This window comes from Bradyrhizobium sp. STM 3809, assembly GCF_000239795.1.
GTDB lineage: Bacteria > Pseudomonadota > Alphaproteobacteria > Rhizobiales > Xanthobacteraceae > Bradyrhizobium.
Window position 1 is genome coordinate 1 of sequence record NZ_CAFJ01000280.1, and the last position, 15,749, is coordinate 15,749.

General features: G+C 68.4%; 10 protein-coding genes and 1 pseudogene. 10 read left to right on the top strand and 1 reads right to left on the bottom strand.

From position 1 onward, the window contains the following. The 10 genes and pseudogenes from BRAS3809_RS37340 to BRAS3809_RS15965 form a co-directional block, all read left to right on the top strand. Positions 1 to 164 (top strand): annotated as a pseudogene (locus tag BRAS3809_RS37340) (bifunctional phosphopantothenoylcysteine decarboxylase/phosphopantothenate synthase); the annotation flags it as partial. Then, a complete protein-coding gene (gene dut / locus BRAS3809_RS15925; RefSeq protein ID WP_008963140.1) occupies positions 161 to 619 on the top strand; it encodes a dUTP diphosphatase in 459 nt (152 codons plus the stop codon). The pseudogene BRAS3809_RS37340 and the gene dut, both read left to right, overlap by 4 nt. 191 nt (positions 620 to 810) lie before the next feature. After that, entirely contained in the window at positions 811 to 3,318 is a 2,508-nt protein-coding gene (locus tag BRAS3809_RS15930; RefSeq protein WP_008963141.1) for a sensor histidine kinase, read from the top strand. Then, positions 3,315 to 4,862 (top strand): bifunctional tRNA (adenosine(37)-N6)-threonylcarbamoyltransferase complex ATPase subunit type 1 TsaE/phosphotransferase, encoded by a 1,548-nt coding sequence (locus BRAS3809_RS15935; protein WP_008963142.1) that lies wholly within the window; start codon positions 3,315 to 3,317, stop codon positions 4,860 to 4,862. The genes BRAS3809_RS15930 and BRAS3809_RS15935 overlap by 4 nt, the downstream gene beginning before the upstream one ends. Before the next feature lie 290 nt (positions 4,863 to 5,152). Next, complete coding sequence (locus BRAS3809_RS15940) at positions 5,153 to 5,458, top strand: PilZ domain-containing protein (protein WP_008963143.1); 306 nt, start codon at positions 5,153 to 5,155, stop codon at positions 5,456 to 5,458. A 158-nt stretch (positions 5,459 to 5,616) separates the two neighbouring features. Next, positions 5,617 to 6,339: a nucleotidyltransferase family protein gene (locus tag BRAS3809_RS15945; RefSeq protein WP_008963144.1), complete on the top strand. Its 723-nt coding sequence runs from the start codon at positions 5,617 to 5,619 to the stop codon at positions 6,337 to 6,339. 471 nt (positions 6,340 to 6,810) lie between these two features. Beyond that, complete coding sequence (gene addB, locus BRAS3809_RS15950) at positions 6,811 to 9,957, top strand: double-strand break repair protein AddB (protein WP_008963145.1); 3,147 nt, start codon at positions 6,811 to 6,813, stop codon at positions 9,955 to 9,957. After that, complete coding sequence (addA, locus tag BRAS3809_RS15955; protein WP_035656424.1) at positions 9,951 to 13,424, top strand: double-strand break repair helicase AddA; 3,474 nt, start codon at positions 9,951 to 9,953, stop codon at positions 13,422 to 13,424. The genes addB and addA overlap by 7 nt, the downstream gene beginning before the upstream one ends. Positions 13,425 to 13,523: 99 nt before the next feature. Next, positions 13,524 to 13,847 (top strand): thioredoxin, encoded by a 324-nt coding sequence (gene trxA / locus BRAS3809_RS15960; protein WP_008963147.1) that lies wholly within the window; start codon positions 13,524 to 13,526, stop codon positions 13,845 to 13,847. 139 nt (positions 13,848 to 13,986) lie between these two features. Beyond that, positions 13,987 to 15,000, top strand: a complete 1,014-nt coding sequence (locus tag BRAS3809_RS15965; protein ID WP_008963148.1) for an ATP-dependent DNA ligase — start codon at positions 13,987 to 13,989, stop codon at positions 14,998 to 15,000. A gap of 2 nt (positions 15,001 to 15,002) precedes the next feature. Here the strand turns inward: BRAS3809_RS15965 and BRAS3809_RS15970 are convergent, their stop codons facing one another. Further along, complete coding sequence (locus tag BRAS3809_RS15970; RefSeq protein ID WP_008963149.1) at positions 15,003 to 15,743, bottom strand: metallophosphoesterase family protein; 741 nt, start codon at positions 15,741 to 15,743, stop codon at positions 15,003 to 15,005. Positions 15,744 to 15,749: the final 6 nt, after the last annotated feature.

The window sequence follows — 15,749 nt, forward strand, 5'->3', positions numbered from 1 at the left end:
TCTCGCCCGCGACCGGCGTGATGGGCGGCGACCGCAACACCGTGCATCTCTTGACGAAGGACGCCGGCGGCGTCCATGTCGCGTCGTGGCCGATCATGACCAAGGACGAGGTCGCAACCGCCTTGGTCGCCGAGATCGCCAGAACGATAGGACCATCAGCGTGACACAGACGATCGCGATCGACGTTCGCATTCTGCCGCATGGCGCGGGCCTGCCCTTGCCGGCCTATCAGACCGCATATGCCGCCGGCATGGACCTGCTCGCCGCCGTTCCGCCCGATGCGCCTGTCGTGCTCGACCCCGGCCGCCACGCGATGGTGCCGACGGGATTGGCGATCGCGCTGCCCGACGGCTACGAGGCGCAGGTGCGGCCGCGCTCCGGGCTCGCCGCGCGCCACGGCGTGACCGTGCTGAATTCTCCCGGCACGGTCGACGCGGACTATCGCGGCGAGATCTGCGTGCTCCTGATCAATCACGGCGACGCCCCGTTCACGGTCAAGCGCGGCGAGCGCATCGCGCAGTTGGTGATCGCACCCGTCGCGCGCGCCGAGCTCAACATCGCCACGACGCTGTCGGAGACGGTGCGCGGCAGCGGCGGCTTCGGCTCGACGGGCCGTTGAACCACGGGGCTCGCCACCGTTCCGACTCGGCTATGCCCATCGATGAACGCATTTTCAGCCCGTGCAACCACCGTTCACGGTCTGGACTCTTACCGGTGGAGTCCCGAAGCGGTTATTGTTGATTGATTCGTGAAACGGCGCGGTCGATGCGATCGGCGCCTCGCGGAACTTTCGTGCGGTTTGGGGCAAATATGTCGGGCGTGATCGTGGTGATGCGTCAGACGCTGCTGTCATGCACGTCACTCGCGCGCAAGGGCCTGATGGGTCTCGCTGCGACTGCGCTTGCGCCGGCAAGTCAGGGCTTCGCGGGCGATGGCGTGCCGGCGGATGCGATCTCTTCTCTGTTCGAGCTGAGCCGATCCGACATCGCCGAGCTCACGGCGATGCTGGCGCTGCTCGGCTTCTCGGTGGTCGCCGCCATCGCGCTGGTACGCACGCGGCTGGCCGCCGCGCGGAAGGAGGCGCGGCTGCGCGCCGACGTCGCCGAGCTGCAATTGCAGGCGGATCGCTATCGCGCGCTGCTGTTCGCGGAACCCCAGATCCTGATCGCCTGGCCCGCGGGCGGTCATCGCCCGCAGATCTCCGGCGACACCTCGATGCTGGTGCCGCAAGATCAGCCGCAGCGCATTCTCGCCTTCGGCACCTGGCTGCCGCCGGAGCCGGCCTTGCAGCTCGACCATGCGGTCGAGGCGCTGCGCGAGGCCGGCGAAGGCTTCATGCTCAACCTCACCACCTCGCACGGCCACGCCATCGAGGCGATGGGCCGCGCCATCGGCGGCCAGGCCATCGTCCGTATCCGCGAGCTCTCCGGACTGCGCCGCGAGCTCGCCGAGACGCAGCTGCGCTTCAAGGCGCTGGGCGAGGAGACGGAGTCGCTACGCGCGCTCGCTTCCGCGCTGCCGTGGCCGATCTGGGCGCGGCAGGCCAACGGCGCGCTCGCTTACGTCAATCCCGCCTATGCCCGCGCAGCCGACGCACGCGACGTGCCCGACGCGATCAGCCGCAATCTCGAGCTGCTCGATTCCGCCGATCGAACCGACCTGCAGCGCGCGCTCGGCGCCGGCGGACGTTTCGAAGGCCGGCTGCCGATCGTGATGGGCGGCGAGCGCCGGATGCATGACGTGCGGGCGTTCACGCTCGGCGACGGCAGCGCCGGCGTCGCCATCGACGCCAGCGAGGCCGCGGCGCTGACCGACGCGCTGGTGCGGATGCACGAGGCGCACCGCCGCACGCTCGACCAGCTGTCGTCGGGCGTCGCCGTGTTCGACGGCCAGCGCCGGCTCGCCTTCTACAACGACAGCTATCGCCGGCTGTGGGATCTCGACACCGCGTTCCTCGACAGCCAGCCGGACGATTCCTCGGTGCTCGACCGCCTGCGCGCCGCGCGCAAGCTGCCCGAACAGGCCGACTTCCGCGCCTGGAAGGCCAAGCTGCACGAGGCCTATCGCGCGGTCGAAGCCGCCAAGGACACCTGGTTCCTGCCCGACGGCCGCGCGCTCTCCGTCGTCACCACGCCCAACCCCGAGGGCGGCGTCACCTATCTGTTCGACGACGTCACCGAGAGCTTCGATCTCGCCCGCCGCTTCGACGGCCTGATCCGCGTCCAGCGCGAGACGCTCGACAGCCTCGCCGAGGGCGTCGCCGTGTTCGGCTCGAACGGCCGCGTCGAGCTGTTCAACCCCGCCTTCGCCAAGATGTGGCGGCTGTCGCCGGAACAGTTGCGCGAGCATCCGCACATCGACACCGTCGAATCCTGGTGCCGGTCGATCTACGACGACAGCGTTGCCTGGCGCACCATCCGCGAGGCCATCACCTCGATCGAGAACCGGCTCGACGTCGCGCTCAAGCTCGAGCGCAAGGACGGCAGCGTGCTCGACTGCATGAGCCGGCCGCTGCCGGACGGCGCGACGATGCTGACGTTCCAGGACATCACCGACACCGAGAATGTCGAGCGTGCGCTGCGCGAGAGCAACGAGGCGCTCGAAGCCGCCGGGCAGATGAAGATCGACTTCGTCCACCACGTGTCCTACGAGCTGCGCGCACCGCTGACCACGATCATCGGCTTCGCGCATTTCCTGTCCGACCCGTCCACGGGGCCGCTGACGCCGAAGCAGGCCGAATATCTCGACTACGTCACCAAATCGACCAACGCGCTGCTGGCGCTGACCAACAACATTCTCGATCTCGCCACCATCGATGCCGGCGCGATGAAGCTCGAGCTCGGGCCGGTCGATGCCGCCAAGGCGATCGAGGCCGCCGCCGAGGGGGTGCAGGACCGCCTCGCCACCGACCGCATCCGCCTCAAGGTCGAGGTCGCACCCGATGTCGGCAGCTTCGTCGGCGACGAGCGCCGCGTCGTGCAGGTGCTGTATAATCTGCTAGCCAATGCCGTCGGCTTCTCGCCGCAGGATTCCACCGTCATCGTCTCGGCCCGCCGCACCGACCACAGCGTCGCCTTCTCGGTCACGGATTCCGGCCCGGGCATTCCGGCCGACATCAAGGACCAGATGTTCGACTGGTTCGTCAGCCGCTCGCAGGGCTCGCGGCATCGCGGCGCCGGGCTCGGCCTGTCGCTGGTGCGCTCCTTCGTCGAGCTGCATGGCGGCAAGGTGCGGATGGATTCGGTGGTCGGCAAGGGCACCACCGTCACCTGCGACTTCCCGACCGACCACATCGCGCAACGCAACGCCGCGGAATGACGGACCGGCAGACATACACGACCGCCCTGGCGGACGAGACCGCCACCGCCGCTCTCATGGCCGATCTTGCGCTGCTGATCGGCCCGGGCGTGCTGATCACGCTGACGGGCGACCTCGGCGCCGGCAAGACGGCGGCGGCACGGGCGATGATCCGCTACCTCGCCGATGATGCCGAGCTGGAGGTGCCCAGCCCGACCTTCACTTTGGCGCAGAGCTACGACCTGCCGAGCTTCCCGCTGGTGCATGCCGATCTCTACCGCATCAGCGACGCCTCCGAGCTGGAGGAGATCGGCCTGTCGCCATTGCCTGAAGCGACGGTCGTGCTGATCGAATGGCCGGAGCGCGCCGGCGATGCGCTGCCGGCCGACCGTATCGACATCGCGCTGCGCCACGATGCATCGCAGGGCGACAGCGCACGCAGCGCCGAGATCACCGGCACCGGCAAGGCGGCTGCGATCGTTGGTCGGCTGAAGGCGCTGCGCGAATTCCTGACTGAGGCCGGCCACGCCAAATCGCGCCGCGAGCGCATGGCCGGCGATGCCTCGACCCGCTCCTACGCCCGTCTTTACAAAGGCGAGCGCGTCTTCATCCTGATGAATTCGCCGAAGCGGCCCGATGGCCCGGCGATCTACAACGGCAAGCCCTATAGCGGCGCCGTGCATCTCGCCGAGGACGTCCGCCCCTTCGTCGCGATGGCCGGCGCCTTGCGCGGCCGCGGCATCTCCGCGCCGAAGATCAACGACGCCGATCTCGACCACGGCTTTCTCATCACCGAGGACCTGGGCCGCGAGGGCGTGATCGAGAGCGACCCGCCGCGCCCGATCGTTGCGCGCTACGAGGCCGCGACCGACCTGCTCGCCGCGTTGCATGCCCAGGACGTGCCATCGGTGCTGCCGCTGGCGCCGCAGGTCACCTACAAAGTGCCGACCTTCGACGTCGACGCGATGCTGATCGAGATCGGCCTGATGCTCGAATGGTATCTGCCCGATCGCGGCGTCGAGCCCTCCCAGGTGCTACGCGCCGAATTCCTGGAGCTGTGGCGCGACCTTCTCGAAGCGCCGCTCGCTGCGAAACCGACCTGGGTGATCCGCGACTATCACTCGCCGAACCTGCTGTGGCTGCCGGCCCGCGAGGGCATCGCGAAAGTCGGCGTGATCGACTTCCAGGATGCCGTGATGGGACCGCCGGCCTACGACGTCGTGTCGCTGGCGCAGGACGCGCGCATCGACGTGCCGGCCGACATCGAGCAGGCGCTGGTCGCCCGCTACATCGCCGCGCGAAAGGCCAGCTCCCCCGACTTCGACGCCGACGCGTTCAGCGCCGACTACGCGATCATGTCCGCGCAGCGCAACACCCGCCTGCTCGGCACCTTCGCCCGCCTCAACCGCCGCGACGGCAAGCCGCACTATCTCAAGCACCAGCCCCGCATCTGGGACTACCTGCATCGGTCACTGGCGCACGCGGCGCTCGAGCCGGTGCGCGCCTGGTACGCCGCGAATGTGCCACCTCCAGCCGGCGTCAGTTCAGCGCACGATCGCGCCTGAGCCACCGCCGTCGTCCCGGCGAACGCCGGGACCCATACCGCGGACGCTATCGAGGGACGGGACTGTCAGCTGAGCGCCCCACGACGGCCGGTGGCTATGGGTCCCGGCTCAAGGCCGGGACGACAGCGGAGTGTGCAGCGCGAGCCCGCGCCCACCTCGCCACCTCGCGGGCCGACCCGTTGTCGCCCCGCGTCACCCGTCCACCTCCGTAGCTTTACCGGTTCTTAGCCATCCCCCTTTACCTTGCGCCCTATGGCGCCCGGTTGCGCCGTGCGGGAATGGAGGATGCGATGGCAGAGCGGATGAAGGGCGAGCGCGTCGTCTTCGAACGCGGCATCCCGGCGTTCATGATGGGCATCGACGGCACCTGGCGGCGCAACTGCACCATCGAGGACGTCTCCGAGACCGGCGCCAAGCTGACGGTCGAGGGCTCCGTGGAAGGGCTGCACCTGAAGGAGTTCTTCCTGCTGCTGTCGTCGACCGGGCTGGCCTACCGGCGCTGCGAACTCGCCTGGGTCAATGGCGACCAGATCGGCGTCACCTTCCTGAAGCAGGGCAAGAAGAAAACCAACAAGCGCGCCACCGCCGAGGCCTGACGGCCGGGCGAACAGCCTCTGCGGCATCGTGCACCGCGACGGCGGCGGGCGGCCGTCGCATATTCGTCATGGCGCCGGGCTATCGCAACCGGTCGAGACGATAGATGTTTTTGCGTGGTATGATTCGCGTGTACCACCTTTGATCGAGATGCCCTGAGATGCCCGTCAAGCCGCACAAAGCCATGGTCCTCGCCGCCGGTCTCGGATTGCGCATGCGCCCGCTGACGGAGACGATGCCCAAGCCGCTGGTGCGCGTCGCCGGGCGGCCGCTGCTCGACCACGTGCTGGATCGCCTCGCCGAGGCCGGCGTCACCGAGGCCGTCGTCAACGTCCACTATCTCGCCGACCAGATCATCGAGCATACGTCCACGCGCACCGCGCCTCGCGTGATCATCTCCGACGAGCGCGACCAGGTGCTCGGTACCGGTGGCGGCGTGGTCAAGGCGCTGCCGCTGCTCGGCCACGAGCCGTTCTTCCACGTCAACTCCGACACGATGTGGATCGAGGGCGTGCGCCAGAACCTCTCCCGCCTTGCCGACGCGTTCGATCCCGCGCGCATGGACATCATGCTGTTGATGGCGCCGACCGCGACATCGATCGGCTATTCCGGCCAGGGCGACTACGCGATGCTCGCCGACGGCACCCTGCGCAAACGCCGCGAGCACCAGGTCGTGCCGTTCGTCTATGCGGGCGCTGCGATCATCTCGCCCGCGATCTTCGACGGCGCGCCATCGGGCGAGTTCTCGCTGACCAGGATGTTCGACAAGGCCAACGAGCAGGACCGGCTATATGGTCTGCGGCTCGAAGGCGTCTGGATGCATGTCGGCACGCCGGCCGCCGTGACGGAAGCCGAAGAGGCGCTGCTGGAGAGCGCGGCGTAGCCCGCTGTGCCGCCATCAGAACCGCGTTGACACGAAGGCATCACAAGGCCGTCCGTCTCCGTCATTGCGAGCGCAATCCAGGGTGGCGGGCGGGATCCTGGATTGCTTCGCTGCGCTCGCAATGACGTGAAGTGAGCAGTTCGTTTGACCCACTTCCGTGATCGGCGTGCGCCCGCGATAGCGGTGAAGCGAAAGCGAGTTCCACGCACTCGGCTGTCATCGCCCGCGGCCGGCGATCCAGTACGCCGCGGCCTCCCGACTCAAGCCGAACCGGCTCGGAGTACTGGATCGCCCGGTCAAGCCGGGCGATGACGACGGAGATTGAGGCTCCGACAGCGGCTCCTACGCTCAGCGTGCGACCCGCGCCACGGACGGGCTTCACACCTATCAACACCCATCCACATCCCACATGTGACCTTCCACCGCCCGCTCCCTATATAGACGCGTGAGACAACCCGCGAATCGCAGGCCATGCGCGTCTTCACCGTTCCCATCTCGGCGCCGTTCCTGCGCAGCGTGATCGCGGCGCTGGTGGACGGCCGGCTGGTCGACGGTTTCGAAGCCCGCAGCGATCCGGCGCGGCTGGCCACTGCGACGCTGTATCTGCCGACACGCCGCTCGCTCCGCGTTGCGCGCGAAATGTTCCTCGACGAGCTGAAGACCGATGCCGCGGTGCTGCCGCGCCTCGTCGCGCTCGGCGACATCGACGAGGACGAGCTGGCCTTTGCCGAGGATCGCGACGCGTTCCTCGGCCCTGCGCCGCTGGAGCTTCCGGAGCGGCTCGACGACCTGCAGCGCCGATTGACGCTTGCGCGGCTGGTCGCGGCCTGGGCCAAGACGCCGGTGTCCGCGCCGCTGGTGATCGGCGGCCCGGCCTCGACGCTGGCCTTGGCCGGCGACCTCGCGCGGCTGATCGACGACATGGTGACGCGCGGCGTGTCATGGGATGCGCTCGACGCGCTGGTGCCGGATCAGCTCGACAAATATTGGCAGTATTCGCTGGAATTCCTGCGCATCGCGCGCACGGCCTGGCCGGCCTATCTGCAGGAGATCGAACGCATCGAGCCGGCGGCACGGCGTGACCTCTTGATCGCCGCCGAGGCCGCGCGGCTCTCGGCGCATCCCGATGGCCCGGTGATTGCGGCGGGCTCGACCGGCTCGATGCCGGCGACGGCCAAGTTCCTGCTCGCGGTGGCCAAGCTGCCGCATGGCGCCGTGGTGCTGCCGGGGCTCGACACCGACCTCGACGAAGCCGCATGGAGTTCGATCGGCGGCGCCAAGGATCGCGCCGGGCGCGTGATCACGCCACCGGCGGTGAATCATCCGCAATATGCGATGCACCTGCTGCTCACGCGCTTCGGCCTGGAGCGGCGCGACGTGATCCGGCTCGCACCTCCCGGCCGCGGCGGCCGCGAGGTGCTGATCTCAGAGGCGATGCGGCCGTCGGAGGCGACCGCCGTCTGGCACGAGCGGCTGCGCCAGTTCGACATCGCCGCCAACATCGCCGAGGCGATGGACAATCTGTCCGTTGTCGCCGCGCCCAATCCGGAGATGGAGGCGCTGGCGATCGCGATCGCGATGCGCGAGGCACGGCATCTCGGCAAGTCGGCGGCACTGGTGACGCCGGACCGCGCGCTGGCGCGCCGCGTGATGGCGGCGCTGACGCGCTGGCATCTCACCTTCGATGACTCCGGCGGTGATGCGCTGCTGGAAACACCCGCCGGCATCTTCGCGCGCCTCGCCGCGGAGGCCGCGGCGCGCGGCCTGGAGCCGCCGACCCTGCTCGCGCTGCTCAAGCATCCGCTGTGCCGGCTCGGCCGCGCTGCGAATGGCTGGAAACAGGCGATCGAGACGCTCGAACTTGCTGTGCTTCGCGGCACCCGGCCACAAGCCGGCACAAGCGGGCTGGCGCGTGACTTCGCGCGCTTCCGCGACGAGCATACCAAGCTCCACCAGGGCGAAGCGTCGTCGCTTCACGGTGCCGAGCCGCGCGCGCGACTTAAGCCTGATCAGCTCGACCAAGCGGCCGCGCTGATCGCGCAATTGCAGACGGCGCTCGCGCCGCTCGAAAATCTCGCCTCCCCGCGTCCGCAGGATTTCGCCGAGCTCGCCGCGCGCCATCGCGAGGTGCTGATCGCACTCTCCACTGACGATGTCGGCCTCACGACTGCGTTTGCCGATCGTGATGGCTCCGCGCTGGCGCGCTGCTTCGACGATCTGCTCGCCTCCGGCGAGCGCTGCGGCCTGATGGCGCCGCTGTCGGACTATCCCGACCTGTTCCATACCGCCTTCTCCGATCGCGCGGTGCGCCGCCCCGAGCGCCACGGCGCGCAGCTGCAGATCTATGGCCCGCTCGAAGCCCGCCTGATGCAGGCCGACCGCATGATCATCGGCGGCCTCGTCGAAGGCATCTGGCCGCCGGCACCGCGCATCGACCCCTGGCTGAGCCGCCCGATGCGGCACCAGCTCGGCCTCGATCTGCCCGAGCGCCGCATCGGCCTTTCCGCGCACGACTTCGCGCAGCTGCTCGGCGCGCCTGAGGTGATCCTGACGCATGCGGCAAAATCCGGCGGCGCGCCGGCCGTGGCCTCGCGCTTCCTGCACCGGCTCGAAGCGGTGGCCGGCGCCGAGCGCTGGAAGACAGCGGAGGCACGCGGCGACGTCTATGTCCGCTATGCCGAGGTGCTCGACCAACCACGCGAAGTGAAGCCCATCGAGCAGCCGGCGCCGAAGCCGCCGCTGGAGGCTCGTCCGCTGCGCATGTCGGTGACCGCCATCGAAGACTGGCTGCGCGATCCCTACACGATCTTCGCGCGCTATATCCTTCGTCTCGATCCACTCGACCCTGTCGACATGCCGCTCTCAGCGGCGGATCGCGGCTCGGCGATCCACGAAGCCATCGGCGAGTTCACGCAGACCTTCGCCAAGGAGCTGCCGCTGCATCCGGCCCATGCGTTGCGCGTCATCGGCGAGAAGCACTTCGCGCCACTGATGGAACGCCCTGAAGCGCGGGCGCTGTGGTGGCCGCGCTTCCAGCGCATCGCCGGCTGGTTCGCGGCCTGGGAGACCGCGCGCCGCGAGCAGATCGGCGCGATCACCGCGGAGACCCGCGGCGAGATCGGCATTCCCTTGAGTAAGGACCGCACCTTCATGTTGTCGGCCCGCGCCGATCGTATCGAGCAGCGCGCCGAGGGCACCTACGCCATCCTCGACTACAAGACCGGACAGCCGCCGACGGCCAAGCAGGTGCGCATGGGCCTGTCGCCACAGCTTACACTGGAGGCTGCGATCCTGCGCGAGGGCGGCTTCGACGGCATTCCCGCCGGCAGCCTGATCAGCCAGCTCGTCTATGTCAGGCTCTCCGGCAACAACCCGCCGGGCGAGGAGCGCATTCTCGAGCTGAAGATCAACAAGAGCGACACGCCACAGCATCCGGACCAGGCCGCGCAGGAGGCGCGCAACAAGCTGGAGGAGCTGATCCGCAGCTTCGAGGACGTCAAGCAGGGCTACACGTCGCTGAACCTGTCGATGTGGGCGAACCGCTACGGCGCCTATGACGACCTCGCCCGGATCAAGGAATGGTCGGCGGCCGGCGGCCTGGGAGTCGAGGAATGGTGAAGGCGCCCCGTCCCATTCCGCAGGCCGTGCGCGACGCGCAGACGCGCGCATCGAACCCGGCGGCGTCCGCCTTCGTGTCGGCCAATGCCGGCTCGGGCAAGACGCATGTGCTGGTGCAGCGCGTGATCCGGCTGCTGCTCGACGGCGTGCCGCCGGAGAAGATCCTCTGCATCACCTTCACCAAGGCGGCCGCCGCGAACATGGCCGAGCGCGTATTCTCGACGCTCGGCCACTGGGTGACGCTCGACGATGACGCGCTCGACAGCGCGATCAAGTCGACCGGAATCCTCACATCGGACAAGAAGCTGCGGGCGTCGGCGCGAAAACTGTTTGCCAGCGCGCTGGAGACGCCGGGCGGGCTGAAGGTGCAGACCATCCACGCACTGTGCACGCGGCTGCTGCAGCAGTTTCCGTTCGAGGCCAATGTGCCGGCGCGGTTCTCGGTGCTCGACGAGCGCGACCAGACCGAGATGATGGAGCGTGCCAATCTCAAGGTGCTGCTCGATGCGGCCCGCGCGCCGGACAGCGCGGTCGGCCGCGCGCTGCAGGTTGCGATGGCCAATGCCGCCGACTCGACCTTCAAGGAGGTCGTGCGCGAGGCGTGTCTGAGCCGCGATCATTTCATGGCCTGGACCGACGGCGCTGGCCGCGTCGAGGTCGCCGCGCAGCATCTCGGCGAGGTGCTCGGCATCAGTGCTGATGAGACGCTGGAGGCGATCGAGCACGACATTCTCGACGGCCCCAATCTGCCACGCGCGGATTGGACCGAGATTGCCGGCCGCCTGGATGGCGGGTCCAAGACTGACCAGAAGCAGGCGGACCAGTTGCGCGCCGCGTTGGCGTTCTCCGGCAGCGATCAGGTCGACGAATATCTTCGCGTGTTCCTGACCGACGACAAGGAACCGCGCAAGTCGGTGCTGACCAAGAAGTTCGCCGAGAACAATCCCGGCCTCGCCGGCCTGTTCGACGCGGAAGCGCGCCGGCTCGACCGCCTGATCGAGAAGCGCCGCGCGGCCGTCGTGCGCGACCGCACCGAGGCGCTGCTGCAGATTGCGACCGCCGCCGCCGCGAACTATCGCCGCGAAAAGGAAGAGCGCGGGCTGCTCGACTATGATGACCTGATCGACAAGACGCTCGTCATGCTCAACCGCGTCTCCGCCGGCTGGGTGCACTACAAGCTCGACCGCGGCGTCGATCACGTGCTGATCGACGAGGCGCAGGACACGAGCCCCAGGCAGTGGGACATCGTCGCCCACATCATCGAGGAGTTCACGTCGGGCGCCGGCGGGCGCGACGGGCTGACGCGGACGATATTCGCCGTCGGCGACGAGAAGCAGTCGATCTTCTCGTTCCAGGGCGCCGATCCGCACGAATTCGACGCACGACGGCGCCAGCTGCAGAAGCGCTTCACCGATGCCGGACTGCTGTTCGATCCGGTGTCCTTCACCTATTCGTTCCGCTCCGGGCCGACGGTGCTGCACGCGGTCGATCACGTGTTCAGGGAGCGCGAGGTGTACAGCAGCATCCATTCGCCCGACATCGGCTACCCCATTCACAACGCGCTGACCGATGCCGGGCCGAGCCTGGTCGAGCTGTGGTCCCTGTGCGAGCGCGACGACCGCAAGGAGATCGAGGGTTGGCGCGCGCCCTTCGACGGCGTCTCCGTCACCAGTCCCGAGGTGAAGCTGTCGCGGCGCATCCAGGCCGAGATCAAGCGGCTGATTCGCGCGGGCACGATGACCGGCCATGACGGCGCGCGGCGGCGGCTGAGCTATGGCGACATGCTGATCCTGGTGCGCCGACGCGGCACCGCGTTCGATGCCGTCATCCAGGCGCTGAAGCATGCCGGCATCCCCGTCGCGGGCGCCGACCGTCTGAAGCTGACCGAGCACATCGCGATCATCGATTTGATGAACCTCGCCGACGCGCTGCTGCTGCCGCAGGATGACCTGGCGCTGGCGACCGCTCTGAAGAGCCCGCTGTTCGGCCTCGACGACGATGATCTGTTCAAGCTGGCCTGGAAGCGCCGCGGCAGCTTGCGCGACGCGCTGAGCGCGCATGCGGCTGACGATCCGCGGCTGCAGGCCGTCGTCCGACGCTTGCAGCAATGCGAGCGCCGCGCCTCCGAGGACACACCGTTCGCCTTTTATGCTTGGCTGCTCGGCGGCGATGGCGGCCGGCGGCGCATCCTGGCGCGGCTCGGCCACGAGGCCAATGACGCGCTCGACGAATTCCTCGAGCTGGCGTTGTCCTACGAGCGCAAGGCGCCGGCCTCGCTGCAGGGTTTCGTCGCGTGGCTGCGCGCCGCCGACACCGAGGTGAAGCGCGACATGGAGATCTCGCGCGACGAGGTGCGGGTGATGACCGTACACGGCGCCAAGGGCCTCGAAGCCTCCGTGGTGTTCCTGGTCGACACGACCTCGTCGCCGGCGGACTCGCAGCGGCTGCGGCTGATCCACGTGCCGCATGGCGACCGCCAGATCGTGGTCTGGGCCGGCCGCAAGGCGGATGATCCGCAGGCCGTCGTCGCGGCGCGCGCGGCGATGCTCAAGGAGACCGAGGACGAATATCGCCGGCTGCTCTATGTCGCGATGACCCGCGCGGCGGACCGGCTGGTGATCGGCGGCTGCATGCCGGGCAACATGACCAACGTCCGCGGCGGCAGCTGGTACGACCTGATGGCGCGCGGCCTCGATGCCGCGGGGCTGCAGGTCGAGGTGATCGAGACCGAGGACGGGCCGGTGAAGCGCTATGCGCGGCCCGAGGACATCGCGGAGACCGCGAAAGACGAGGCGCGGCAGCTGGTGGAGAGCCCGGTCGAGCTGCCTGCCTGGCTGCGCACGGCCGCGGTGGAGGCGCCCGGCGACCTCGCCGTGCTCCGGCCGTCCGATCCCTCGGCCGACGAGCGGCCGGTCCGGACCGGCGAATCGCTGGCGGCGCGCAGTCTTGCGATGCAGCGCGGCACCTTGGTGCACCGCCTGCTGCAGTCCCTGCCCGACGTTCCGCCGGAGCGGCGGCGCGACGCGGCGCTGCGCTATCTCCTGCGCAATGCGCCGGACTGGCCGGACGACGAGCGTGAAAAGCTCACCGCGCGCGTGCTCACGGTCATCGCGGACCCGCGCTTTGCCGCGGTGTTCGCGCCCGGCAGCCGGGCCGAGGTCTCGATCGTCGGCCGTCTCGCTTTGCCCGGCCAGCCGCGCACGCTGGTGTCCGGCCAGATCGACCGCCTGGTCGTGACCGAGGCCGAGGTGCTGATCGTGGACTTCAAGACCAACCAGCAGCCGCCCTCCGAACTGGCCGAGGTGCCCGAGGCCTATCTCCGCCAGCTCGCTTTGTACCGCGCCGTGCTCGGCCAATTGTACCCTGGACGGGCCGTCCGGGCCGCCCTGCTCTGGACCGAAGCCCCTGAATTCATGGAGCTTCCGGCCTCCACGCTGGACGCCATGCTGCCATCCCAGCACGACTGAGTGAGCATGCTTGACCCGGCCACGGGCCATTCATACTTTGACTCCCACGCTGAGGCGGCGCATCCGTGCCGCTCCCTCCAACCGAACGAGGTAAATCCCATGGCCGCCGTAGCCAAGGTTTCCGACGCCGATTTCGAAAGCGAAGTGCTCAAGGCCGACGGTCCGGTCGTGGTCGATTTCTGGGCCGAGTGGTGCGGCCCGTGCCGCATGATCGCGCCGGCGCTCGACGAGATCGCGAGCGCGATGGGCGACAAGGTCAAGATCGTCAAGCTGAACGTCGACGAGAGCCCGAAGACGGCCTCCAAGTACGGCGTCATGTCGATCCCGACGCTGATGGTGTTCAAGGGCGGCGAGATGGCATCCCGCCAGGTCGGCGCCGCCCCGAAGGCCAAGCTGCAGCAGTGGATCTCGTCGGCGATGTAACACCTCGAACCACGATTTTTGTCGCACGGCCGGCGCAAACGCCGGCCGTTTGCGTTGAGAGGGGTGTTCAGCGTTTTCAGGTCTCGCCATGCCCGCCCGCGCCCATCGCTCCCCCTCCCGCAAATCCGGCCTGCTGGCCATGGAGGCACGGTCGGTGGAGGTGATCCCGCGCGGCGAGGCGTGGCAATACGAGCCGAAATGGGACGGCTTCCGTTGCCTGCTGGTCCGTGACGGCGCTCAGGTCACGATGCAGTCCAAGGCCGGCGAGGATCTCGCGCGCTACTTCCCCGAAGTGATCGCCGCGGCGCGCGAGCTCAAGGCGGCGAGCTTCATCCTCGACGGCGAGCTGGTGGTGCCACAGGCGAAGTCGTTCTCGTTCGACGCGCTGCTGCAGCGGATCCATCCGGCCGCGAGCCGCGTGACGAAGCTGTCGGTCGAGACGCCCGCGCTGTTCCTCGTCTTCGATCTGCTGGCGACCGCGAAACAGAAGGAGCTCATGGCGCACCCCCTGCATGAGCGGCGACCTGCGCTGGAAGCTTTCGCGAAGGCGAACTTCGCCGGACATCCGACGTTCCGGCTGTCGCCAGCGACCATGCGCTTCGCGACCGCGCAGCACTGGCTGGCACAGTCCGGCGGCGGTTCGGACGGCGTGATCGCCAAGCGGACCGACCTGCCCTACCAGTCGGGCAACCGCGACGGCATGCAGAAGATTAAGCGCTATCGCTCAGCCGATTGCGTCATCGGCGGCTTCCGCTACGCGACCAACAAGGGCGCAAACGGGCGCAAGCTGGTCGGCTCGTTATTACTTGGCCTCTATGACGATGACGGACTGTTGCATCACGTCGGCTTCACCTCCGCGCTCAAGAAGGACGAGAAGCCCGCTCTGACCGACAAGCTCGAACCGCTGGTCGCGCCGCCCGGCTTCACCGGCAATGCGCCGGGCGGGCCGAGCCGGTGGTCGACCGAACGCTCGGCGGAGTGGTGCCCGCTCAAGCCGAAGCTGGTGATCGAGGTCTGCTATGATCATTTTTCCGGCGAGCGCTTCCGCCACGGCACCTCGATCCTGCGCTGGCGGCCCGACAAATCGCCAAAGCAATGCACGCTGGAGCAGCTCAAGCAGGAGGTCGCCGATCCCATGAAGCTGCTGGCATAGGCTCAGCAGATCCAGCCGGTCGCCAGTGCGGACGCGAACTCCTCGTCGCCATTGGCGCGCGCCAGCGCGGCCATCGCGCTGTTATCATAGGGCACGTGGCGGAAGCTCACGCTCCAACCGGCCAGCGTCAGCTCCAGGATCGCGTAGCGCGCATCGGGTGTGCCGGCCTGGACGACATGCGGATGCGGGACGTTGTAGGAATAGCCGGGGCTGCCGACGCTGCCGGGGTTGACGATCAGCCGTCCGTCACGCAGGCGCACGGCGCGTGACGTGTGCGTATGACCGCACAGGATCAACGGCTGCGAAATGCCGGCGGCGATTTTCTCGATCTCGTCGAGCGGTGCGCAGGTGACGGCGCCGTCCGGTGCCACGCTCTCGAGCCAGTAGACGTTGTCATCGTCAGGCGTCGCGTGACAGAGAAACACCTGATCGCGATACACAGCGGTCGCCGGGATCTTGCGCAGCCAGTCGAGATGGTGAGCATCGAGCTGAGGATAGGCCGGGCGCTCCCATGCCCCCATCGTCTCGAACGGGCGGTCGATCAGCCAGCGATCATGATTTCCGCGCACATGCACGGCATCGAGCGCCATCAGCCGGTCCATCGTGCGCCGCGCGTCGAGCGGGCCGCTCGCCATGTCGCCGAGGTCGACGATCTCGGTCACGCCCTGCGCCCGGATATCGGCGAGCACGGCTTCGAGTGCGAGATGATTGCCGTGCACGTCGGCGATCGCAGCAAAGCGCATGCGTGG